This window comes from Enterococcus sp. E4-150 (assembly GCF_035726465.1).
GTDB classification, from domain to species: Bacteria; Bacillota; Bacilli; order Lactobacillales; family Enterococcaceae; genus Enterococcus_B; species Enterococcus_B faecium.
In genome coordinates this window covers 361,914-386,395 of sequence record NZ_JAPRGK010000001.1, presented here as the reverse complement: position 1 = coordinate 386,395, position 24,482 = coordinate 361,914, and the positions used below count along the sequence as shown (strand labels likewise).

Sequence of the window (24,482 nt, the reverse complement as noted above, 5' to 3'; positions counted from 1 at the left end):
GTTGAATTGTTTTCCTCTTTTTCACCTTTTACTATAGATAGGTAAAGACAACTAAGGAGGAATCTCTCATGACAGATCAACCGTATGATTTAAGAAAAGTCATCGAAGAACTAAAAACACTTCCAGGTCAATATCACGAAACAGATATTGAAATCGATCCTGAAGCAGAATTATCTGGTGTTTACCGTTATATCGGTGCTGGCGGTACAGTAAAACGTCCGACTCAAGAAGGACCAGCTATGACTTTCAACAATATCGAAGGTTTCCCCGGCACACGTGTGAACATCGGAACAATGGCTAGTCGTAAACGTGTAGGTGAAATTTTGCACCATGATTATCGAACACTTGGTCGTTTCTTGAAAGACGCTGTAGAAAATCCAATCAAACCTGTGAAAGTAGACAAAGCAGATGCTCCAGCACAAGAAGTCGTTCATCTAGCTACCGATGCAGACTTCGATATTCGCAACATTTTGCCTGCACCTACAAATACTCCTGAAGATGCAGGTCCATACATCACGATGGGTGTAGTTTTAGGATCAGATCCAGAAAAAACAATGAGCGATGTAACGATCCATCGTATGGTTCTAGAAGACAAAGATACGATCGGTATGTACATCATGCCTGGTGGGCGCCACATTGGTCACTTCCAAAAACAATTTGAAGCATTGAATAAACCAATGCCTATCACTATCAATATTGGTTTAGATCCAGCAATTGCCATTGGTACGACTTTCGAACCACCTACCACTCCACTTGGCTACAACGAACTATGGTGTGCAGGAGCTTTGCGTAACGAACCTATTCAAATCGTTGATGGTGTAGCAGTCGATGAAGTGGGTATTGCTCGTGCTGAATTCATTATTGAAGCAGAAATCATGCCAAATGAAACAATGCAAGAAGATATCAACACGAACTCAGGAAAAGCAATGCCAGAATTTCCTGGCTATACTGGGGATGCTAATCCAGCTGTACAAGTAGTGAAAGTCAAAGCAGTTACTCACCGAAAAGACAATCCAATCATGCAAACAACGATTGGTCCCAGTGAAGAACACGTATCTATGGCCGGTATTCCTACAGAAGCAAGTATTCTTGCCTTGGTCGATAAAGCTATTCCAGGAAAAGTAGTAAATGTCTACAATCCTCCTGCAGGTGGTGGTAAATTGATGACCATCATGCAAATCCGTAAAGAAAACGAAGCGGATGAAGGTATTCAGCGTCAAGCAGCTATTCTTGCTTTATCAGCCTTCAAAGAATTGAAGACAGTCATTTTAGTCGATGAAGATGTTGATATTTTCGACATGAACGATGTAGTTTGGACTTTCAACACTCGTTTCCAAGGAGATAAAGATATCATCGTGATCCCAGGAATGAGGAACCATCCATTGGACCCATCAGAATTACCAGAATATAATCCTGGCTCTATTCGTTTCCGTGGGATGAGTGCAAAAACTATCTTTGACGGTACAGTTCCTTTCGATATGAAAGAACATTTTGTACGTGCAAAATTCCAAGAAGTAGAAGATTGGGAAAAATATTTGAAATAATGAATGATCTGCAACTGTTTTGACATCATAAAAAGGAGTGCGGAAAATGGAACAATTGGCACAACGGAAGAAAAAAATCGTGATTGGTGTAAGTGGCGCTTCAGGCACCATTTATGCCATCAACCTAGTGAAGAAACTAAAAGAATATCCGATGGTAGAAACACACGGAATCATCAGTCCATGGGCAAAACAGAACTTAAAGCTGGAATCCGACTTATCACTAAATGAATTCGAAAGCCTGTTTGATTACCATTATTCAAACAAAGATTTAGGTGCTGCTGTCGCCAGCGGATCATTTTTGACCGATGGAATGATCATCGTACCGGCAAGTATGAAAACAGTCGCAGGTATCTCTGTTGGTTTAGGCGACAATCTTATTGCACGTGCTGCTGATGTAACAATGAAGGAGCAACGAAAGTTAGTCATTGTTCCTCGTGAAACGCCATTAAATGCCATTCACTTGGAAAACTTGACTAAATTAGCACGACTAGGTGTGCAAATCATACCACCAATTCCTGCTTTTTATAATCAGCCTCAAACGATCCAAGATCTTGTTAATCACCATACAATGAAACTTTTGGATCAATTTGGAATTGTAAATGAGCATTCAAAACGTTGGCAGGGTGATTAATATGGAAAAAGAAACGATAGTTGAAGTAACCAAACTAGGTTTCACGATCCAAGCTGCTGTTAAAGTAATCGGTAAAGATTTATTGATCACTTTAACAGGCGGAGATACACCACATATCGGAACAGTCACTACATTTTCTCGTGATACAGAGATGCAAACTGTACGTTTCCCTAGCCACGATGGTCGGTTCCATAAAGACGATGTCTTAGCCGAAAAAATAGCTGTGATCATCAAAACTGCCGTTCCGGGAAGTTGTACGATCACTTCCGGTATCCATGTTGACCATATCTCCAATGCACAAATCAACGCCTCTTTTCCGATGTCAGAAGAGTTAGGTTACAAGATTTTAGATTGGTTGGAAAAAATAGATTTCCATATCAAAGAACCAGTTTATTATAAAGATGGTGAAAAACCATTATGAAAGAAGAGGTTGTGAAATCAGCGTTATGACCTGAGTATGAGAGAAAAAAATGGAAAAATAGCTTCTCATATTTTGCCGTTTTTGAGCTAATACCGAGGGACAGCTGATTGAACGCCGTTTATCAAGAGGTTGTGATAAAGACGCTTCGTTTCGAGTAGCAAGAAAAATTTTGTAAACATGGGGTTCCACATTTTTACATAAATTTGACTTACTACCGAGAAACTGGCTTTTGAACACCGTTTATCAAGAGGTTGTGACACGTCTTTTGTCACAACCTCTTTTATTTTTGCTTCACTGTAACTGCTACAATATCACCGATTTCTTTTCCGATGTTTTTACGAATATCTTTTCGTAGTCCAAGGATGTAGCAGACTGAACCATCTGGATTTTTCACACCCATATTCACGATACTGCCTTCATACGGCACATTGTCAAAAGTTGCTTGGACTTTAACTCTTCCAGCGCCGAATTCTTTTCTTATATCATACGGAAAAATAATATATGCCCCGCCCTTGCCGACTTCGGAAGCATAGATTTTTGATTCAAAAGAATAAATTTCCCTCATTTTATTTCTCCTATTTTTTACATCTAGTATAGCATAGCAAAAAAAAGAAGGAACTGTGACAAAAGTCTTGTCGCAGTTCCTTTTTTCGAATAAACGGTGTTCTCCTGCCAACTCCTCGGTCACAAGTCACAATATTCAACAAACATGAGAAGCTGTTTTTTGAAATTGCTCCTTGTGACTCAGAGTTAAACGGCAGGCTCACAACCTCTTCCTTAAACGGTGTTCAAAAGCTTGCATCTACGGCACTAAGCCCAATCAGATGAAAAATATGGAGTACTATTTTTATCTGATTGTTCTTACTGCTTGATGCAGAGCAGCTTTTTCACAACCTCCTACACGGTGTTCAAAATATTATTCGCCTTTTGCTTCTTTCACTAATTTTGCGAATGCTTGTTGTTGGAATTCAGCAGCTAAGGCTTTCGTACGTTGTTCTTGCTCTGCTTTGCTCATTTTTGGATTTTCAGTCATTGCTTTTACCATACCGTCTTGAACATAAGCTTTTGCTTCACTTTCCATCGTACTTTGCTGTTTCTTCACTAATTCAGCTAACTTGGCTGCTTGGTCCGTACTTAATTCTACCCATGTCTCTGGGATTTTGAATGTATTCACTCGGCTGTCATATTCGTGATTGTTATCAGCAATATTGAACCAGAATTTATACATGTCGTTTTTGTATTCCCAATAAGTAGTTTTCGTCACTTTTTCAGCATCGCCGTCTGTCTTTTCTACTTTATTTGTTTCGTTATCCGTACCAGTTGCTTTTGGTTTTTCTTGTTTTTCATTTGTTCGGTAAAGATACACTTTTTCTTTTCCATTCCCTAAAGCTTTATACAAAAGCATATCTGCTCCTTGGGAATCAGCACTGGAAACAATTTTTTCTGTTTTTGTTTCCGTTACTTTTTCCATTCCAAAGTGATTGGACAAATTAGCGACGATCAAACTTAGTGAAGCGACGAAGATTAGTCCGAAAATCAAAGATAAAAAGGTTTGCCATGTTTTTTTAGCGAACACGTTCGTTAAAGCAAAAGCAAGCAAGCTGACAATCAAAACTCCAATAATCATGCATTATCCCCCGCTTTCGTTAGAACAGGTTCTTTTTTCTTCAATAAAAAGGCAATAATAAAGCCAAGGATCCCAAAGATGATCGCTACGATAAACGCGGCATGGTAACCTGACAGTGTGGCATTGATTGCCTGATCTTTATAAGCTAATGGTGTATTATCCAATACAGATTTGCTTGGGATATTTGCTTTTGTCACATTCGTCAACACACTGATCAAAATAGCTGTACCAATCGAGCTTGCGATTTGACGGAATGTATTATTTACCGCTGTCCCGTGACTGATCAAGTTATTTGGCAATGCATTCATACCAGAAGTCGTTACCGGCATCATGACCATGGAGATCCCAAACATACGGATCGCATAAAGGATCACGATATATAAAACTGGAGTCGTTTTTGTCAAGAAAGCAAATGGTGCAGTTGCGGCTGTCAAAATGAACATCCCTGTGATGGCTAAACGTTTCGCGCCATATTTATCGAAAATCGCACCCGTAACAGGCATCATAGCCCCCATGATCAATGCACCCGGCAACAACATCAAGCCAGAATGGAATGCTGATTCTCCACGAATATTTTGAATATACAATGGTACGACCATTTCTGCCCCTACCATCGCCATATTTGTTACACCAGCTAAAACAGCGGCAATCGTGAATGTAGATGATTTGAATACGCGAAGTTCCAAGAATGGATGTTCCAAATGTAATTGACGCCATGAGAACAAGGCGATGAAAATCACACCAACAACTAAGAAACCAATTACTTTCAAGCTTCCCCAGCCGTCATCTCCTACACTAGAAAATCCGTAAAGTAAACTACCGAATCCAATCGTTGATAAAATAGCGGATAAAATATCAATGCTAGGATTTGACAATGGAATAACACTTTTCATTAGGAAGAATGCTAAAACCAAGACAAGAACAACGATTGGCAGTACCATACCAAACAAGTCACGCCAATGGTAGTTATCAATGATATAACCAGATAATGTAGGGCCTAAAGCAGGAGCAAGTCCAATAACGATCCCTGACATCCCCATTGCTGATCCTCTTTTTTCTGGCGGGAAAATAGATAGCATGATATTTTGCAATAATGGCATCGATACTCCCACACCGCAAGCTTGGATCAAGCGACCGATTAGTAATGTACTAAAATTAGGTGCTGTAAAGCAAGTAATTGTTCCGATCAAAAAGATCGTCATGGCAGAAAGATATAAATTTCTTGAACTGAATTTATTGATCAGCCATGCTGTTATTGGGATCATGATCCCGTTGACTAGCAAGAAACCAGTCGTTAACCATTGCACATCAGACGCTGAAATATCGAAAGCTTTCATCAATGTAGGAAAAGCTGTCGTCAATAAGGTCTGATTCAAAACGGTACAAAATGTACCAATTAATAAGACAACAACTAAAAGTGTCCGATTATATGGTTTTCCGTAAATATCTACGGGTTGGTTGTTACTCATATTTCTCCTTCTTTCTGAATTTTTTCTGAAACTACTAGAATACTTTAGTCCTAAATTCGCTATTTGTCAACCTACTTGACACATAAGTTAATACGGATATAATTAAGGGAAGCAAGAGGACAAAAGGAGTGACAAAAATGGTTGGGGCTTCCCTTAAACGTTTGTTGGAAAATGATCAATTGGTTGTTGGCATCAGTGAATTAAGTGATATCGTAGGTGTGTCTCCACGTCAATTAAGGTATTGGGAACAAAAGGGATTCATTCGTTCGATCGAAGCTGATGCGAATTGTCCTAGAAAATATCGTTTACCTACAGTCATAAAAGTAGAACTGATCAAAAAATATTTAGATGACGGATTTACTTTGTCAAAAGCTGCAGAAAAGGCAGAAATCCGCCAAAAGAAAATGCACCATGTCCGTAAAGTTTTTTCAAAAGCAATCAAAGATATCGAATTGATCGACGAACGCTATACGATTTTACAAATCGGTAACTTCAAAGAAGAGAATGCTAAGATGTACATCATTCATGACAACGAGACAGACGAATTAACTTACAAGCTCCTTCCTGTCGATGAAAAAGCTGACTACGAACAGCTGTTAAAAGAACTCTAAACGCCACTAATCTCCTAAGTACCAAGCTTTTTAATAAGTAGATGCTACATAAATACTTGAAAAAAGGCCTGTTTGAACATAAGAATATCCGAACGGTGATCTGCGTTTCTTTCATATAGAAAGGAATTCTCCATCACTGTTCGGATATTTTTTTATTTTTTTCGGTTACTTTCTTCTAATACATCTGTTAGCCAATTTGCATATTCTGTTTCCCGATTGATCGCATGCGCTAAAATCAGGTAGTGTCCGTAATTTTCATGTTTTTCTTTTTCAGTAGGAAAGATCGTTTTTTTTCGCTCTAATAGATGAAGTCGTTTTTCTTCATGAAGGTCACGCTGCTGCTGAATAATTTCTACTAATGCCGGATCATTCACGTCTTTGACGAAATACAATTTCAGAACAAATTCGTCTCGATTAACCGGTATTTCATTGGTGGGTGTATGAATCCACTCTGCCAATTGTTCCTTCCCTTCTTCTGTTAATTCATAAACTTTCTTTTCCAATTTTTCACCTGTGATCTCTACTTGATGCTGAATGATTCCTTGCTCTTCCATTTTTGCAAGTTCAGGATAAATCTGACTATGTTTTGCTTGCCAAAATTCTCCTATTTCATTTTTGAACGATTGATTCAATTCATATCCTGTCATCTTCTTCTTACTTAATAACCCTAACAAAATATATCGAAGTGTATTTTTTCTTGCCATCAGTTTTCCCTCCTTGACAAATCTTTAAATCCATTCTATCATAAATGAGTAATTGAAAACATGTAGTTTATTACATGTTTTAATTTATAAGGAGATGCTTAAACATGAAAGAATTTAAAGAATTGGAAGATTTTATTGGAACTCACTTTATCTATACGTATGACAATGGTTGGGAATATGAATGGTATGCCAAAAATGACCATACTGTTGATTACCGTATCCATGGCGGAATGGTCAAAGGCCGTTGGGTAAAAGACCAAGAAGCTGATATCGTTAAATTGACGGACGGCGTATTCAAAATCACTTGGACAGAGCCAACAGGGACAGACGTTGCATTGGACTTTATGCCAAATGAAAAGAAACTTCACGGAATGATCTTTTTCCCTAAATGGGTTGAAGAACATCCAGAAATCACTGTTACTTTCCAAAACGAACATATCGCAGAAATGGAAGCAGCTCGTGAAAAATATGAAACTTATCCAAAATTACTTGTTCCTGAATTTGCTACTATCACTTATATGGGTGATGCAGGTATAGACAATGAAGATGTTATTAGCGAAGAACCATACGATGGAATGCCAGATGATATCCGTAGCGGAAAATATTTCGATGAAAATTATAAACGAGTAAAATAAGGTTGTGAAAGAGAGGTTGTGAAATCAGCGTTCTGACCTGAGTATTAGAGAAAGAAACGGAAAAATAGTTCCTCATGTTTTGCCGTTTTTTGAGCTAATACCGAGAGTCAGCTGATTGAACACCGTTTAAGAAAGAGGTTGTGACAGAAGTGGTCAGCTTCAAGAAATAAGAAGGAATTTACGGAAATTGCTTCTCAAATTTTTGTAAAATTTCGGCTTATTTCCGAAGAAGCTACTTTTGGAACACCGTGAATCAGAGGTTGTGAAAAAGCTGTTCTGCATCAAGTAATAAGAACAGCCAAATAAAAATAGCTCCTCATATTTTTTGTTTGGTTGGGCTTATTACCGCAGATGCAAGCTTTTGAACACTGTTTATCAAAGATTGTAACAACTGCATATTCACACAGTTAAATTAGTGACTTCAAAATGAAATAATGCTCCCAGCAAAAAATTAGGCTGGGAGCATTATTTCGTTATTCTGTTCATCAAAAATCAGCGTTTTGATTCCATTTCATCACAAGTTCCTCCTCATTTACTGCTTCATCTTTTTGCTGTGTTTGAATTGTAAAACCTTGTGAAAGATAGAAATGAATAGCTGATTGATTTTTTTGATAGACTGTCAAAGTCAGTGTTTTATTGGTTTCTTTTATTTTTTTCATTAGTTGCGTACCGATTCTTTGTTGCCGGTATTCCCTTTTCACAAAGATTCCTGCGATAAACTGATCAATCACCCCAGCAAAACCAATAATTTCTTGATCTATTTCTGCTAAGTAAATCACTGCATCTGGTAAAGCTTTCCTAACAGATTCTACTTGATTCTCCCAATAAGTTGATGGAATGAATTCATGAGAATCCAAGTTAGCATGTAGCCAAATCGATAGAACAGATTCCAGTTCTTTGGTAGACAATTTTGTTGTTGTGCGGATCATTTTTTCTCTCCTTACTTATTCATTGATTTTAAAATAAAAACCATTTTTTTGAAGCTCTTTTACAAGTTTTCGCCCCTCAAAAAAGTATATCTTCTCTTGTTTTACTTTTCTAATACCAAAAGAAACAGCAACTTTAGGATCATCAGCTGAAACGATTCGATAAGTCCCACCAGGCAATTGATCCAGCTTGACTTTCCCATGATGGTCGCTTTGTACTGAAAACGGCACACCATTTCTAGTAAGTGTTTTTTTCTTATGTTTCAAAATGAATGAACTACCATTTACCGGTTTCCCTGACGAATCACTAATAATAAATGAAAAATCAAGCACTTTTTTACTTAATCTATACTGATAGATTAGTCGTCCGATAAACACTAACAGTATGACTACAGCTATTATCGTTCCTGCAAGAATAAACCATTGCCGCATGGTTCTTTCCTGATTTCCTTTTCCTTCTTCTTTTTTTACCGATTCGTTATAAGGAATCCGATGCCCTGTCACTAGCAAACGATGCGTGTTGATCATATACGGCGTACATGTAAGCAAGGTAACTAAGTCTTCTCCTTCTGCAATCGTTAGAACAGACGTGTCATCTGGCAGTACCACTTGTATATTTTTAACTTGATAAGCCAATTTCTCCCCCAAAACAGTCAAAATAAACGTGTCTCCGTTTTCTAAACGATCTAATTCGGTAAATAACCGTCGATTAGGTAAACCGCTGTGAGCAGAGATCACTGAATGCGTCGAATTTCCACCAAGCGGGAAAGAGGTTCCTTGCAAGACGCCTGCTCCATTTTCAAGGATCCTACCATTGAGCCGATCATAAAGTGAAATATTTAATTGGATCTTAGGTATATTGATACTTCCGATCAGCCATTCCTCTAATTGGCTGGATGTTGTACTTTCATTTCTGTTCTTTTCATTGAAAGGATCAGTACCAGGATTGAATCCTTGGTCAGTTAATCGTTGGTTTTTCTCCTCCATTTTCTTTCGCTGCACTTCAATTTCAGCTGCGGTCCGTTTTTGTACTTGTTCGATACGTTTTTGATCAATAAAACTATTTAAAGAATCCACATAAAATGGATATAAAGCGATCAGTAACCCTACGACGATACATATTAATAAAAACAAACGAAACAAAAGTCGACGAGACTGTTTTTGCTTACTCTGCTTCACATGTGTCCTCCCTTGCAAGTTTTTTTGTTCTTTCTTTTATTATATGGGTTCAGGAAAAAAATAGAAAATGAAAGCCGATGAGGTTGTGAAAAAGCTGTCCTGCATCAAGTAATAAGTACAGCCCCAAAAAATAGCTACTCATATTTTTTGTTGGGTTGGGCTTATTACCGCAGATGCAAGCTTTTGAACTCCGTTTAAGGAAGAGGTTGTGAAAACTGTGTTATGTTTTGAGTAATAAGAGCGCTAGTCAGAAAATAGCTTCTCATATTTTCTAGGCTAGTGAGCTTATTACCGAGAAGCAGCTGATTGAACACCGTTTAAGGAAGAGGTTGTGAAAACTGCGTTATGTTTTGAGTAATAAGAGCGCTAGTCAGAAAATAGCTTTTCATATTTTCTAGGCTAGTGAGCTTATTACCAAGAAGCAGCTGATTGAACACCGTTTAAGGAAGAGGTTGTGAAAACTGCGTTATGCTTTGAGGAATAAGAGCGCTAGTCAGAAAATAGCTTCTCATATTTTCTAGGCTAGTGAGCTTATTACCGAGAAGCAGCTGATTGAACACCGTTTAAGGAAGAGGTTGTGAAAACTGCGTTATGCTTTGAGTAATAAGAGCGCTAGTCAGAAAATAGCTTCTCATATTTTCTAGGCTAGTGAGCTTATTACCGAGAAGCAGCTGATTGAACACCGTTTACCGAAAGGTCATGAAAAAGCTACTTTGTTTCGAGTATTAAGAAAAATTCTGTTTCAAAACAAGGAGATGCAACAAAACTTATGTCGCATCCTCTCTCCTTAGAACTTTCACTTATGTTTTTCTTGTAAAATTCATAAATATTTTCATGAATTTTCTAATTTCTTGCCTACCTCTCGCATAGGATATATGATGAATTTATCTAAAGTTTGCAAAGGAGTTCGACAATTGAAAAAATATGGCCCATTTTTAGCAATTTTTTTCATTGCTTTGGCATTTCTCATGCCTCATTTATTCACACATAAACTAATTTTGGGTGCTGATGCCCCATTCCATTACAATCGGTTCTATGATGCCGCGCAACAAATTAAATATGGGGATTTCCATTATTTTCCTTCCCTTTATGGATTCCAGCAAAGTGGCAGGATCGTGAATGCCGTTTACGGCCCATTTTTCGCTTATTTACAAGGATTGATCGTGTTGCTTGCAGGTAGCTGGTTTCATTATCAAATTCTTTCAAATTTCATTCTTTATCTTATTTCAGGATTTTCTATGCTGATTTTACTGAGATATGTCAATATTCGAAATTGGGTAAGTGTACCAGTAGCCGTTTTATTCATGAGTACGTATTCTATTCAATACTGGTCTATCAACCAAGGATTCACTAGCTGGGGGACTTGTTTTTATCCTTTATGTATGATCCCTATTGCTGATTTCGTCCTTCATAAAAAGTTTCCTGTTATCAAAGTCGCTGTCTCAGTGGGACTTATGACACAGATCCATTTACTGTCTTCGATCATGTTAGCTTTGATGTATATCCCTTTTTATCTTTATTACTTTTTTAACCAGACTGAAAAAGGAAAAGCACTGCTTCAACTGATTAAGTCGGTCTTGCTTTATTTTGTTCTGACAGCAAATATTTGGGCAGGATTAGCTATTGTTTACAGTGGGAATAAGATTCTTCCTCCCTTTGTTAACAGAGAAATGAGTCAAAAGGCGATAGATCTGGATGGCAGTTATTGGCTCCATTACCCTAAGGCCTTTCCTATATTGATATTATCAGGTTTTTTGCTTTTTATTTTCTTTCAACAAAAGAACACCTTATTCCAAAAAATCGTGTTGTACACAAGTCTTGTTTTCTTTTTTCTTTCTACTAGCTTGATTCCATGGACGACATTGATCGAAAAAAATGTGCCTTTTATTAGTTTGATCCAGTTTCCATTTCGATTTTTCGTGCCATTTACGCTATTGCTTCTACTTTACCTTGCCCTTTCACTGAACCAGTGGTCTGAACAAAAGTGGTTCCGTCTTTTAAGTATATTTGGCATTCTTATTTTTTCAGCACAGACGATCCAGAACTTATACCAGCATCTGGAAAAGTGGGAAAATGAAACATTTGTCAGTCGACATACTTATCTATTCGATACGCCGGAAGAAGCAAGGAAAACATTCTTCAGCAAAGATATGTCTACCAGCTTGTTCGTTTTCCAAAAAACCACACCTGACTATCTGCCAATCTATAAGGAGACAAAAGACAATAAATACGACCGGTATAACGAAGAAATACTAGAAAACGAAACAACTTTTATAAAAACACATCCAGGCGGTCTTTTGACAATCAAGTGGAAAAACACTGGGGACAAAACTGTTCATATCCCTGTTATCGTCTACGATCGGACTGTGCTACAGCAAAATGGAAAAACATTGACTGATTATGAAGTAACAGATATCGGGACCCCAATCGTGAAGCAGCAAAAAGGAATCAACGAGCTCACGCTTCATTATCAAACGCCAATCTATTTCTATTTCATTCTTTCTCTTACTTTGATTGGCTGGTTTACCTTGCTATGTTTATTTATTTATCATAGATACAAGCATTTACGTGCTTAGGCAAAAGGGATAAATGCATCCGATCAAAAAAACTCTCCAAACGGTATAATCGTTTGGAGAGTTTTATTTTAATCAGTTTTTTTATGTTATATGTTATATTTTTTATTCGTTCACATCTAATTCGATTTCCACCCCGTAGTGATCACTGATGATTGGACTATCGATCCCATCAAAAATCCGTTGATATTTTTTAACCTTCATTCCTTCAGAGACGAAAATAAAATCTATACGCAATTTTTCTGTATTTTGTTCCCAACCATCGATTTTCTTTTCCACAGTAGCTGCTTTTCCTTTTTCATTCGCGACAACATACGAATCTTGAAGAAGAAGGCAACTTTCTCTTACAGTATAATAACCTTGAGAGTCTACTGGATTATTGAAATCACCTAGGAAAAAAAGTGGTACGCGAGTTTCCAAAAAGTAGTTTTCCAAGTTTTTCCACTCAAAATAAAAGCCACTTTTTTTATCTGTCCACCAAGAAAAGTGGCAGCTCGAGACAAAAATGTCCTGATCATCTATCTTTGTTTTCCCAATCAAGATCTTGCGTGTCTGATAATCTTCTTTCTTTTGAGATTGGGAGACGGTAAGGACCTGACTTTCCAATGTTTTTTTCGCAAGCAGTGCATTTCCTTCTTCATATTTATCATAACTGATGTGGCTCATTTCCCAACTCCAAAAATACTCTTTTCCGTGTTCCTTTAAAAGCTGAACTAAACGGTAGGCAAAATTATCTTTACGGATAGGTACTTGATTCTTTACCGGACAGAACTTCATTAGCTTCGCAGGTTCTACTTCTTCAGATTCCAGTAATTGGTTGATTTCTTGTAAAGCAATCACTTCATAATCTTCTAACAGGATCTTATCTGCTAATTCTTGCAATTTTTTCTCTGGTTCTGGCTCAAGCCAGCTATGCGTGTTGAGTGTCATGAATTTCATTGGTTTTCTCCTTGTCTTCATTTCGAAACAAAAGGGTTGTGACAAAATTTTTGTCACAACCTCTCCAGCAAATAGTGTTCTCCTGCTAACTCCTCAGTAATAAGCTCAATGGACCAGGAGCTATTTTTTGTTTGGCTGTTTTTATCACTTGGTGCAGGGCAGCTTTTTCACGACCTCTCCACTAAACAGTATTCAAACTGCTGCTTCTCGGTAATAAGCTCACTAGCCTAGAAAATATGAAAAGCTATTTTCTGACTAGCGCTCTTATTACTCAGTGCATAACGCAGTTTTCACAACCTCTTCCTTAAACGGTGTTCAAAAGCTTGCATCTGCGGTAATAAGCCCAACCAAACGAAAAATAGGAGGAGCTATTTTTGTTTGGCTGTTCTTATTACTTGATGCAGGACAGCTTTTTCACAACCTCTCGATAAATGGTGTTCAATCAGCTGACCTTCGGTATTAGTTCAAAAAACGGCAAAATACGAGGAGCTGTTTTTTCGTTTTGTTTCTCTAATACTCAGGTCAGGACAATGATTTCACAACCTCTCCTTACATTTTAATGGAGCCGATCACTTTACCAGCTGTCACTGTACCTAATTGCTTGATCACTACTTCTTCTACTTTATCGTTTGTAAATACAATCATGATCGTTGGATCTTTTTCTTCGTTTTGGATCACATCAAGATCCATCTCAGCTAATTTCGTTCCTGTTCCTATTTCTTGGCCTTCTTTGACAGCAATCTCAAAAGCTGGCTGATTCATTTGGACTGTATCGATTCCCATATGGATCAAAACTTCGATACCATCTTTCGTTTCCAGCCCAATTGCATGTTTGCTTGGGAAAATACTTGTCACTTTTCCAGCGATCGGCGCAACAACTTCTCTTGATGTTGGAATAACAGCAAAGCCGTCACCCATCATTTTTTGTGAGAATACCGGATCTTTTACTTCAGATAAAGGAATCACTTCTCCAGAAGCTGCGGAAACTAGTTCTTGTTCTATACCTAAGTATTGCTTACTATCTGCTTGTCTATTTCCTGTAGAAACCATTTCTGGCTCTGGAATCTCTGCTCCTGATTGCAGCAGATCTTCGATATCTGATTTCAAGACATCTGCTTTTGGTCCATAAACTGCTTGGACTCCATTGTCTTTGACGATCAATCCCATCGCCCCTGCTCGTTTCCAGGCTTCTTCAGTCCCTACTTTTTCTCGATCATTTACACTTACGCGTAACCGAGTCATACAAGCATCGACATCTTTGATATTTTCTTTTCCTCCCAGCAAATGAATGATCTGGACCACTTGCTGATCTGCTGTTCCTGTTCCGCTGTTAGATACAACGGTTTCTTCACTGTCATTGTCGTAATTTCCGTTACGTCCCGGTGTAGCAAAGTTGAATTTTTTGATCAAGAAATTTGCTAAGAAATACGTAACAACACCAAAAGCGATCACACACAACACGAAGTTGATAAGATCTCCACCTAAACCCGCTTTGATAGCTAACGGTGTCCGAGTCAGCAATTCGATATTCCCAAATGAATGGACCCGCAATGGCAAGATATCTGCCATCGCAAATGCAGCCCCTTGGATCACTGAATAAATGACATATAATGGCACAGCAGCAAACATAAACATGAACTCCAATGGTTCTGTTACACCTGTTAGAAAGACAGCCAACGCTGCTGAAAAATACATTGATTTATATCTTGCTTTCTTATCAGGATCGACATTACGATACATCGCAAAAGCCATTCCCATCAAGATACCTGAAGAACCAATCATTTGTCCTACTTTGAAACGAGCCGGCGTCCAGTTATGCAACACAAACTCATATTGCGACATATCCCCTGCACCTTTAAGATTCACTAAATCAGTGGCCCAAGCCAACCATAACGGATCTTGCCCAAATACTTGTGTCCCCGCCTGTGCGCCTGATAAAATCTCATACGATCCGCCAAGCTGTGTATAGTTGATAGGAATCGTCAGCATATGATGCAATCCAAATGGCAATAGTAAACGTTCTAATGTTCCAAATAAAAACGGTGCTAGAATCGGTGCGCTTTCTTGTGATTCTGCGATCCATAAACCAAAATTATTGATTCCAGCCTGTACGTTTGGCCACACCACAGCAAGAATCAATGCCACGATTGTTGACCATAAGATAACAACAAACGGAACAAAGCGCTTTCCATTGAAAAATGACAAAGCATCCGGCAATTTTCTATAATTATAGTACTTATTATAAGCCATTGCCCCGACAAATCCAGCGATGATCCCTACGAATACTCCCATATTCAAAGCTGGTGCTTCCAATACACTTGTAAAAAATCCTTTAACCATGATCTTCGTACCGAACAGAGTGTGGGTAAATGCATCTTCATTCGCAAGCATGTCACTTGTGACACCAAAGATAGCCCCAGTGATCCGATTGATCAAAATAAATGAGATCCCAGCTGCAAATGCTCCGCCTGCTCTTTCTTTTGCCCAACTTCCTCCTATTGCTAAAGCAAATAAAATATGAAGATTACCAATAATTGCCCAACCAATATTTTCAATTACTCCGCCCGTTGTGACAAGCGGCGTCCAATCAGGATTGATCAAGGGAATTGATTTCCCTATACTGATCATCAACCCAGCTGCCGGCATAACTGCTACCACAACCATTAAAGCCTTTCCAAATTTTTGCCAAAACTCAAAACTAAATATCTTTTTCATTCCGTTTAGCTCCTTTACGCAATCGGTTTCGTTAAACGTATTATAGCGTGCGTTTTCTTTTTTGTAAATGCTTTATTTTTTATTTTTCTGTCTATACCATTCTAGAAAACCTATAATGCGTGTGTTCCCTTCTATAATTTTCTCCTAAAAATTTATTTTTTTATGCTTTTTTCTATGAAATATTTTCTTTTGTCTATTGACTTGTGCAATCGGTTGCGTTTATTATGAACGTATAAAACAGCTCATTAGGAGGAGAAAAATGAAACAGATCAAACGACTATTTGCTATTGATCCATGGAAAATCAGCACGACACAATTAGATAAAAAAAATCTTCGACTGCAAGAATCTTTAACAAGTATTGGAAACGGTTATATGGGTATGCGCGGGAACTTTGAAGAAACTTACTCAGGGGACCACCATCAAGGTACTTATTTGGCGGGTGTCTGGTATCCCGATAAGACACGTGTCGGCTGGTGGAAAAATGGTTATCCAGAATACTTTGGAAAAGTGATCAACGCCTTGAACTTTATCGCGATAGATATTTCGATCAACGATCAGCTGATCGACTTGGCTTCTTTGGAACCAGAAGACTTTTACTGGGAATTAGATATGAAAAATGGTGTATTATCTCGTACATTCACAATCACTACTTCTACTAATAAAGTACGCATTTCCTTCGAACGTTTTCTGAGCATTGTCAAAAAAGAATCAGCTTATATCTATTTAACTATAGAAATGCTTGAAGGTAGCGGAACAGTCAAACTCGTATCAAAATTGGATGGAAATGTTCAAAACGAAGACAGCAACTATGATGAACATTTTTGGAATGAGATTGATCGTGGAACTATAGAAGAAATCGGCTATTTGACGACTAAAACTATTCCAAACAACTTTGGGATTGAACAATTTACTGTTACTGCAGCAATGCGCCATTTCGTTAATGGAAAATCAGTCATCCCTGACTATCACGAAGATACTTTAGCATTACATGGTTGCTTGTCTGCAGAATTATCTCAAAGTGAGACATGGTCAGTGGAAAAAGAAATTATCGTTCTTACTAGTAGAGATATTCCAGAAGCGCAGCAAGCAGAAAAAGCTGTCTCAGAATTAACGAACCAGACAAACAATTATATCCAAGCAAAAGAAGAGCAAACAGCGGCTTGGGCAGAACGATGGAAGCTTGCCGATGTGGTCATCGAAGGAGACGAAGAAGCACAACAAGGCATTCGATTCAATTTGTTCCAACTATTCTCTACTTACTACGGCGAAGATGAACGATTGAATATCGGCCCCAAAGGATTCACAGGAGAAAAATACGGCGGAGCCACTTACTGGGATACAGAAGCGTATGCTGTCCCTCTTTATCTTGCTTTAGCCAAACCTGAAGTAACTAAGAATCTGCTGAAATATCGGCATAATCAACTGCCGCAAGCAATCCACAACGCTCAGCAACAAGGATTAAAAGGCGCGCTTTATCCTATGGTCACCTTCACTGGTGTCGAATGCCATAACGAGTGGGAAATCACATTCGAGGAGATTCACCGAAATGGCGCGATTGCCTATGCAATCTACAATTATACGAATTACACCGGCGATACGGAATATTTGAAAAATGAAGGACTGGAAGTTTTAGCAGAAATCGCACGCTTCTGGGCAGACCGTGTCCATTTTTCAAAACGAGCAAATAAATACATGATCCACGGTGTGACCGGCCCAAACGAATATGAGAACAATATCAATAACAATTGGTATACAAATACGATCGCAGCTTGGGTCTTGCGTTACACGCGAGAAAATTATTTAACTTATCAAAAAGAAGCTGCTATCACTATCAGCGAAGAAGAACTAGCCAAATGGAAAGATATCGCAGAGAACATGTACTTCCCAGTTGACGAAGAATTAGGAATCTTTGTCCAGCATGACACATTCTTAGATAAAGATCTCATGCCTGTATCCGATATTCCCACAAGCGATCTTCCTCTGAATCAGCATTGGTCTTGGGACAAAATCCTTAGATCTTGCTTCATCAAGCAGGCAGATGTACTACAGGGGATTTATTTCTTCAATGATACTTTTACAAAAGAAGAAAAACAAAAAAACTTTGATTTCTATGAACCAATGACTGTCCATGAGTCTTCCCTTTCGCCAAGTATCCATTCGATTTTAGCAGCAGAATTAGGAATGGAAAGCAAAGCTGTAGAAATGTACCAGCGAACAGCTCGCTTGGATTTGGATAATTACAATAACGACACAGAAGACGGCTTGCACATCACTTCCATGACTGGTAGCTGGTTGTCGATCGTCCAAGGGTTTGCTCAAATGAAAACTGCCCATGATCAGTTGAGATTCGCACCATTTCTGCCAAAAACTTGGAAAGCTTATTCTTTCCATATCAATTATCGCGGACGTTTATTGTTCATCTCAGTCACAGATGAACAAGTTACTTTCGAGTTATTAGAAGGTTCTCCTCTAGAAATTTACGTCTATGAACAGTCTTATTCTTTAGCGGATCGTCTAGAAATAACGCTAAGAAAGGAGGAAGCAAATGTTTAAAGGGGTATTGTTTGATTTAGACGGTGTCATTACCGATACTGCTGAATTCCATTATCGTGCTTGGCGAAAGCTTGGTCAGGAAATCGGCATTACGATCGACCGCACATTCAACGAACAGCTAAAAGGCGTCAGCCGAGAAGACTCACTCTCTTTGCTTTTAGCTTATGGCGGAAAAGAACACTCTTTTTCAAAGGAAGAATTTGCAGAATTAGCGAAAAGAAAAAACGATTATTATTTAGAGATGATCCAGACGATCGAACCAAAAGATGTCTTCCCCGGGGTCGTGCCTTTACTGGATTCTTTAAAAGAAGAAAAAATCAAGATTGCTCTTGCTTCTGCAAGTAAAAATGGGCCTTTCCTACTTGAAAAAATGGGTCTTACACCTTACTTTGATGCTATTGCCGACCCGGCAGAAGCAACAAACGGAAAACCTGCGCCAGATATCTTCCTCCTTGCAGCAAAAGCTGTCGGACTAAAAGCAGAAGAATGTATCGGGATCGAAGACGCGCAAGCCGGTATCCAAGCCATCCTCTCAAGTGGTGCTCAACCAATTGGCGTGGGACGTGCTGAAGACCTTGGAGAGGAGATCCCGCTTGTCCCTGATACGACTTTTCTTACGATCGATTACTTGAAAGAAAAGTGGCATGACCATGGATAATCCAGAGATCTCCGTCGTACCAGTTCCAGAGACAGAAATAAAGAAAATCACATTGAAGAACGACTACTTAGAAGTCGTTCTTCTCAATTACGGTGCCCGCCTGCACCAAATCTTCGCACCAGACAAAGAAGGAAAATCAGAAAATGTTTTATTGTCTTACGATCGTTTCGAAGATGTTCTAACAGACAAAAGCTTTTTTGGAGCAACTGTCGGACCTGTAGCCGGAAGGATCCGGGATGCTTCTTGGGGTGAGCATAGATTGGAGAAAAACTGCGGATCACACCATATCCACGGTGGCACGAAAGGCTGGTCTTTCCAATTTTGGGAAGTAGAAGTTTTCAAAACTCCATCATCAATAGGTGTGGTCTTTTACTTAAAAGATGAATTTTCTACCTATCCAGGACCAATCACTGCTACGATCACTTACCGTTTAACAAAAAACGAATTAGAGATGACAACCTCTGCTAGTAGCCTTGTTGAAACCATCTGCAATCCGACCAACCATGCCTACTTCAACCTTTCAGGAAATGGAACAAGAGACATCTATGAACATCAGTTAACGGTCTTTTTAGATGGTGTGCTTGAATTAGATCAAGAAAAATTGCCTACTGGAAATTGGACAAAAAAAGAAGAACTGCCAATCGACTTTAGAAAATCCCCAACACTGCAAGAGATCCTTGCATGTTATCCAGATGGACTAGATGATGTATTTCTTTTGCATCATCCTAGGCTTTCCAAAACTTCCTTACAATTATTCGAGAAGCATTCTGGTCGCCAAATGACTATAGCAACTTCTAATAAAAGTATGGTATTATTTTCTACGACTGGATTCGAAGCTGATTTCTCTGTCAATGGAAAACAGATGCATTCAAACTACGGATTAGCAATCGAACCGCAAGAAATCCCTGATATCGTTCATTTCCCCAACTTTGGATCGATCAACCTCCATCCTGGTCAAGAACGGATCAGTCAGACGATTTATCGGTTCTCTGCACAATAACAAGAGAAAGGTGTTTTTATCATGGCTATTACCGTAAAAGATGTGGCGAAAAAAGCCGGTGTTGCCACTTCGACCGTCTCTCGTGTCATCAACGATCATCCTAGTATTTCCGAGACAACAAAGAAGAAAGTCCGAAAAATTATGGATGAACTAGGTTATGTTCCTAACATGACTGCCCGCAATCTAGGAAAACGCATTTCCAGTGCCCTCGGCGTGATCTTACCCCCTCTTGATTCAAAAGAGCGGATCGGTAACCCATTTTATCTTGAGATCATGGAAGCAATCAACGAAGAAGCGCGGAATTATGATATGACTACAGCAATCGCTACTGCTAAAAATTTTGAATTGCTGTTAGAGAACGTCCAGCGTATGCATTTACAAAAACAAGTAGATGGTTTTATTCTAGTGTATTCAGATAGTCAAGATCCTGTCATTGATTATTTATACCAAAACCACATCCCTTTCACTTTGATCGGACAGCCTTATCATCATGAGAACGAAATCGTTTATGTAGATAACGATAACCAGCTTCTAGGTAAACAAGCAACAGAATTTTTGATCCAGAATGGACATAAGAATATCCTGTTTGTGACAAACACGACTCATGAAAGTTTGTATTTCGAACGATATTTCGGTTATCAAAAAGCAATGATGATGGCTGGTCTTCCTGCGTTATCTAGTGTAGTACTAGAGCATCCGGAAGATTATCTGTCCTTTGAGAAAACGTTGAAAGAAAACGAAGCCACAGCATTGGTGGTCATTGACGATATCTTCGCCCTTCGCACGATGCAGTTGGCGCAAATGTACGGCTATGTCATTCCAGAGACACTCTCCGTCATTAGCTTCAACAACTCGATCTTCTCAACATTAACACACCCTTACCTTACAAGTATCGATATCGATATCTCCGAATTAGGACGTGTCGCTATGCAAAAGCTGCGCGAATTGATCCATGAAGAATTGAGCAGTGGCGTACGTTTGGTCATCCCTCATCGCTTGATCAAAAGAGAGACAGTCGTTCCTTTAGAAAACCCATACTAAATAGCTGACTCACTAAATACGCTGACCATTTATTCTATGGTCAGCTTTTTATGTAAAAGAAGATACTACTTCTAACACATTGTTTATCTGTAAAAAAGAGCGTGGGACAAAAGTAAAGAACACTTTTGTCCCACGCTCTAAACACGTATAAACGGCGGAAGCAGAAGCAACTCCTTCGGAAATAAGCTGAAATTCACAAAAATTTAAAAAGCAATTTTCTTGAGTTTCTTCTTATTTCTTGGAGTTAAACGCTTCTGTCCCAGCCTCTTTTTTCCTTCCTTCAATTTTTTACACGTCGACGATTCAATAAAAAACCGCCTAATATTGTAAAGACAGGTGCAAGAATCGAGAAAAAGGCGAATGGCAAGTAATGCAACGCGCTAACTTTCATCGTTCCCATAATGAATGTGCCGCTGACTCCCCACGGTACGAGAGAATTGACGGTCGCACCTGAATCCGCTAGTGTTCGTGTCAAATAGGTTTTTGATAAGCCAACGTCATCAAAAGAACGCTTGAATGTTTCTCCTGGAAGAATGATGGACAGATACTGTTCTCCAACGATCAGATTGATTCCGATACAGCTCAAGGCAGTAAACCCGACTAAACGAGAAGGTCGGTCCATCTTTTCTTTTAATTCTTGAACGATGGTATCAACGATCAGATATTTGATCAGTAACCCACCTAATGCCAATGCAAGTAAAATCAAACTAGCAGAACCTAACATACTCATGATCCCGCCTCGAGAAAGCAGTTCATCTAGCTTTGGATCAGGTGTATTTGCGACATAACCATTCATCAAGATGTCTGCTGCTTTTCCGACCGTCAAACTTTTCTCATGGATAAAAGAAAGAACGAGAGCAGCTGTTGATCCCGCTAGTAATGTAGGGATAGCCGGAATTTTTTTGATTGCCCCCCCAAATAAAATAACTAGTGGAATCAATGTCCAAGGAGAGATCCAAAAGCTCGCTTTCATGTTTTGGATCATTTCATTGATACTAGCTAGATCGGCTGAATGACTGTTATGTCCTAATATCGTATAAAAAATCAACGAAAGGACGAATGCTGGGAAATCCGTATAACGCATACCAGCGATATGTTCGAATAGATTAACTCCTCCAATACCCGCTGCCAAGTTGGTCGTATCTGATAAAGGCGAGCAGTTATTCCCTAAAAAGGCACCGGAAACGACTGCGCCTGTAGTCATTGCATCATTGAATCCAAGTAAATGACCGATCCCCAAAAAAGCAATTCCAATCGTCGAAATCGTTGTAAATGAACTGCCGACAGTCACTCCGACAATTGCACAAACAAGAAATGCTGTCGGTAAAAAGAAACGCACAGAAACAAGTTTAAATCCATAAACCATAATCGTAGGGATGGTTCCAGATAAAATCCATGAAGCAACTAAGACACCAATCAAAAGAAAAATCAGGATTGGAATGATCCCTGGAGTGATTCCTTTGATGATCCCGTCATGGATCTCATCCCATGTGAACTTTTTAAATCTGCCATAAAACAACAAACACATGAAAGCTGCAAGGATCGGGATATGTGGCGAGAGCTGGAATCCGATGATCAGTACTCCTAGGAGTGCCAACAACACGATCAATACAGCGATACTTTCTTTTAAAGAAATATTTTTATTCATCGTCGATCTCCTATTTCAAATGAAAAGGCCCTGCCATGAAAAAACTATTCACTTGGCAGGACCTCCTACTAAATCAGCGACAAAACGTCGGCTGAAAGACTTATTTTTTTATTTTTCTTCTAAACTTTTTTCTACCTCAATCCCCCAAGAATCTTTCTTGAAGTGATTGATGATCAATGGAATAACGAACATGACCACTGTGATAGCTGCTACTAATAATGCATCACTCAATGTCGCTGTACCTAATGTAGCAAATACGACAACGATGATAGAGAAGATCAGCATGCAGCTGACTACCCAAGCTAATCCGTTTCCGTTTTTACCAATTCGGTAAGGACGTTCGAATTCTGGATGTTTCTTACGCATTTTAAGCAATGAAACAGCAATCAAAATGTACACGATACAATAAATAACAGTTGTAGCATTTGTAAGTGTCAAGAATACAGCACTTACGTCATCCATTACACCATAAAGCAAAGCAAATAATGAAATAACGATTGATTGTGTTAGAACGACATTTCTAGATACGCCGTATTTGTTTTCTTTATGGAATCCGAATTTTGGTGGAAGGAATCCTTCACGAGCTACTTGGATGATTGTTTTTGATGGTCCAGTAACCCAAGCTGATAATTGTAAAAGCACACCAATAAATACCATGAAGCTGAAGATATTTCCGATCACTTCTGGTAAGCCTAGGATTTGACAGTCAATCAAGATAGGCTGCGTGATATTTGCTAATTCCATTTTTCCATCTGGTACGACATTTGCTACAAGCATCGCATTGATGACATTCAATAAAACTAATCCGATCAAAGCGATAAATACGCCTTTTGTATAATTTTTTGTTGCGTCTTTCAAACGAGGCATGTAAACAGAACTCATTTCGATCCCAACAAAAATAAATGTGATACCAGCTAAGTATTTCAATGAATCAATATGTTCCAAGTCAGGGAAAGCTTTTGACCATGAAAAGTCACCTAGATAGCCGTTTGAGACTAGTCCGACTTTGAAGGCTGCCAAAACACCTAAAACGAACATGATGACTACTGGGATATATACCCCTAGCCATACACCGATGTTCCCGCCGACTTTTGCCATATCGAATTTCAAGTTCAAGATCGTGATGATCCAGTAGATAACTAAAATACAACCTAAAACGAACCAGTGATTATTGCCAAGTTCTACATTACCAAATGTGTTTCCTAACAATGGTCCTAAAGTAGAAGCGACCATTACCATACCTGGGAACATTTGCACCCATAATAGCCATGCAACGACAAATCCCCATTTGCTGCCCAGTGCTGTTTTTACCCATAACTGAGGACCGCCTTCTTGAGGAAGCATCGTGGAAAGCTCACCGGAAACCATTGATATCGGACCGGCAAAAAACAAAACTGCAAAAATTGAATAAAAAATCAATGTCCAACCGACTGCGGCTAACGTAGGAATACTCCGAACCGTTGCACACAGTGCCATTGTCAGACCGATAAAGGTCCCAAGACCCATTTTACTTACTTCAGATTTACTCACCGTTGACACTCTCCTTGATTTTTTGGATAAAATAACGGTGTCTTTGAAGTAGTTTCAGCAATAAACGAAACAATTCA

20 protein-coding genes are annotated in these 24,482 nt (G+C 38.9%); 10 read left to right on the top strand and 10 right to left on the bottom strand.

Annotated features, from left to right (window positions below; translation table 11 throughout):
* Positions 1 to 68: 68 nt before the first annotated feature.
* From OZ002_RS01805 to OZ002_RS01795, 3 genes are read left to right on the top strand one after another with little or no spacing between them, the layout of a single operon-like run.
* Positions 69 to 1,544 (top strand): UbiD family decarboxylase, encoded by a 1,476-nt coding sequence (locus tag OZ002_RS01805; protein ID WP_325082779.1) that lies wholly within the window; start codon positions 69 to 71, stop codon positions 1,542 to 1,544.
* Between the two features lie 46 nt (positions 1,545 to 1,590).
* Positions 1,591 to 2,175, top strand: a complete 585-nt coding sequence (locus OZ002_RS01800; RefSeq protein WP_002328281.1) for a UbiX family flavin prenyltransferase — start codon at positions 1,591 to 1,593, stop codon at positions 2,173 to 2,175.
* Between the two features lies 1 nt (position 2,176).
* Positions 2,177 to 2,596, top strand: coding sequence for a prenylated flavin chaperone LpdD (locus OZ002_RS01795; protein WP_002286333.1), 420 nt, complete (start codon positions 2,177 to 2,179; stop codon positions 2,594 to 2,596).
* Positions 2,597 to 2,876: 280 nt separating this feature from the next.
* On the opposite strand, the gene OZ002_RS01790 is transcribed toward OZ002_RS01795, so the two are convergent.
* The 3 genes from OZ002_RS01790 to OZ002_RS01780 all read right to left on the bottom strand — a co-directional run bounded on the left by OZ002_RS01790 (position 2,877) and on the right by OZ002_RS01780 (position 5,692).
* Positions 2,877 to 3,161, bottom strand: a complete 285-nt coding sequence (locus tag OZ002_RS01790; RefSeq protein WP_002286335.1) for a DUF1905 domain-containing protein — start codon at positions 3,159 to 3,161, stop codon at positions 2,877 to 2,879.
* Positions 3,162 to 3,512: 351 nt separating this feature from the next.
* Positions 3,513 to 4,223, bottom strand: coding sequence for a DUF4811 domain-containing protein (locus tag OZ002_RS01785; protein WP_002286342.1), 711 nt, complete (start codon positions 4,221 to 4,223; stop codon positions 3,513 to 3,515).
* The gene (locus OZ002_RS01780; protein ID WP_002293204.1) at positions 4,220 to 5,692 is read right to left on the bottom strand and encodes an MDR family MFS transporter; all 1,473 of its coding nucleotides are present in this window, start codon (positions 5,690 to 5,692) and stop codon (positions 4,220 to 4,222) included. The genes OZ002_RS01785 and OZ002_RS01780 overlap by 4 nt, the downstream gene beginning before the upstream one ends.
* Positions 5,693 to 5,829: 137 nt before the next feature.
* Here OZ002_RS01780 and OZ002_RS01775 point away from each other — a divergent pair, with 137 nt between their 5' ends.
* Positions 5,830 to 6,303 (top strand): MerR family transcriptional regulator, encoded by a 474-nt coding sequence (locus OZ002_RS01775; protein ID WP_002286344.1) that lies wholly within the window; start codon positions 5,830 to 5,832, stop codon positions 6,301 to 6,303.
* A gap of 152 nt (positions 6,304 to 6,455) precedes the next feature.
* On the opposite strand, the gene OZ002_RS01770 is transcribed toward OZ002_RS01775, so the two are convergent.
* Positions 6,456 to 7,007, bottom strand: coding sequence for a PadR family transcriptional regulator (locus tag OZ002_RS01770; RefSeq protein WP_156249278.1), 552 nt, complete (start codon positions 7,005 to 7,007; stop codon positions 6,456 to 6,458).
* Between the two features lie 104 nt (positions 7,008 to 7,111).
* Between OZ002_RS01770 and OZ002_RS01765 the strand changes: the two genes are divergently transcribed.
* Positions 7,112 to 7,642: a phenolic acid decarboxylase gene (locus OZ002_RS01765; protein ID WP_002286355.1), complete on the top strand. Its 531-nt coding sequence runs from the start codon at positions 7,112 to 7,114 to the stop codon at positions 7,640 to 7,642.
* 485 nt (positions 7,643 to 8,127) lie between these two features.
* Here the strand turns inward: OZ002_RS01765 and OZ002_RS01760 are convergent, their stop codons facing one another.
* Both OZ002_RS01760 and OZ002_RS01755 read right to left on the bottom strand, forming a co-directional pair.
* Positions 8,128 to 8,571 carry a GNAT family N-acetyltransferase gene (locus OZ002_RS01760; protein ID WP_104765660.1) on the bottom strand — a complete coding sequence of 148 codons (444 nt, stop codon included), beginning with the start codon at positions 8,569 to 8,571 and terminating at the stop codon, positions 8,128 to 8,130.
* Between the two features lie 15 nt (positions 8,572 to 8,586).
* Positions 8,587 to 9,747 carry a class C sortase gene (locus OZ002_RS01755; RefSeq protein WP_002307920.1) on the bottom strand — a complete coding sequence of 387 codons (1,161 nt, stop codon included), beginning with the start codon at positions 9,745 to 9,747 and terminating at the stop codon, positions 8,587 to 8,589.
* An 875-nt stretch (positions 9,748 to 10,622) separates the two neighbouring features.
* On the opposite strand from OZ002_RS01755, the gene OZ002_RS01750 reads away from it, so the two are divergent.
* A complete protein-coding gene (locus OZ002_RS01750) occupies positions 10,623 to 12,323 on the top strand; it encodes a hypothetical protein (protein WP_016628416.1) in 1,701 nt (566 codons plus the stop codon).
* A 102-nt stretch (positions 12,324 to 12,425) separates the two neighbouring features.
* On the opposite strand, the gene OZ002_RS01745 is transcribed toward OZ002_RS01750, so the two are convergent.
* Together OZ002_RS01745 and OZ002_RS01740 are read right to left on the bottom strand one after the other, a co-directional pair.
* Positions 12,426 to 13,259 (bottom strand): endonuclease/exonuclease/phosphatase family protein, encoded by an 834-nt coding sequence (locus tag OZ002_RS01745; RefSeq protein ID WP_325082772.1) that lies wholly within the window; start codon positions 13,257 to 13,259, stop codon positions 12,426 to 12,428.
* Between the two features lie 549 nt (positions 13,260 to 13,808).
* Positions 13,809 to 15,974: a PTS transporter subunit IIBC gene (locus OZ002_RS01740; RefSeq protein WP_002307917.1), complete on the bottom strand. Its 2,166-nt coding sequence runs from the start codon at positions 15,972 to 15,974 to the stop codon at positions 13,809 to 13,811.
* Between the two features lie 259 nt (positions 15,975 to 16,233).
* Between OZ002_RS01740 and OZ002_RS01735 the strand changes: the two genes are divergently transcribed.
* The 4 genes from OZ002_RS01735 to OZ002_RS01720 are packed head-to-tail and all read left to right on the top strand — an operon-like array spanning position 16,234 to position 21,227.
* A complete protein-coding gene (locus OZ002_RS01735; protein ID WP_123840119.1) occupies positions 16,234 to 18,528 on the top strand; it encodes a glycoside hydrolase family 65 protein in 2,295 nt (764 codons plus the stop codon).
* Positions 18,521 to 19,186 carry a beta-phosphoglucomutase gene (gene pgmB / locus OZ002_RS01730; protein WP_002307916.1) on the top strand — a complete coding sequence of 222 codons (666 nt, stop codon included), beginning with the start codon at positions 18,521 to 18,523 and terminating at the stop codon, positions 19,184 to 19,186. The genes OZ002_RS01735 and pgmB overlap by 8 nt, the downstream gene beginning before the upstream one ends.
* Positions 19,179 to 20,186 (top strand): aldose epimerase family protein, encoded by a 1,008-nt coding sequence (locus tag OZ002_RS01725; protein ID WP_010731081.1) that lies wholly within the window; start codon positions 19,179 to 19,181, stop codon positions 20,184 to 20,186. Before pgmB ends, OZ002_RS01725 begins: the two co-directional genes overlap by 8 nt.
* 21 nt (positions 20,187 to 20,207) lie before the next feature.
* Entirely contained in the window at positions 20,208 to 21,227 is a 1,020-nt protein-coding gene (locus OZ002_RS01720; protein WP_002307914.1) for a LacI family DNA-binding transcriptional regulator, read from the top strand.
* Between the two features lie 280 nt (positions 21,228 to 21,507).
* On the opposite strand, the gene nhaC is transcribed toward OZ002_RS01720, so the two are convergent.
* Both nhaC and tyrP read right to left on the bottom strand, forming a co-directional pair.
* Positions 21,508 to 22,875 carry a Na+/H+ antiporter NhaC gene (gene nhaC / locus OZ002_RS01715; protein ID WP_002286385.1) on the bottom strand — a complete coding sequence of 456 codons (1,368 nt, stop codon included), beginning with the start codon at positions 22,873 to 22,875 and terminating at the stop codon, positions 21,508 to 21,510.
* A 108-nt stretch (positions 22,876 to 22,983) separates the two neighbouring features.
* Positions 22,984 to 24,381, bottom strand: a complete 1,398-nt coding sequence (gene tyrP / locus OZ002_RS01710) for a tyrosine-tyramine antiporter (RefSeq protein ID WP_002316652.1) — start codon at positions 24,379 to 24,381, stop codon at positions 22,984 to 22,986.
* Positions 24,382 to 24,482 lie beyond the last annotated feature (101 nt).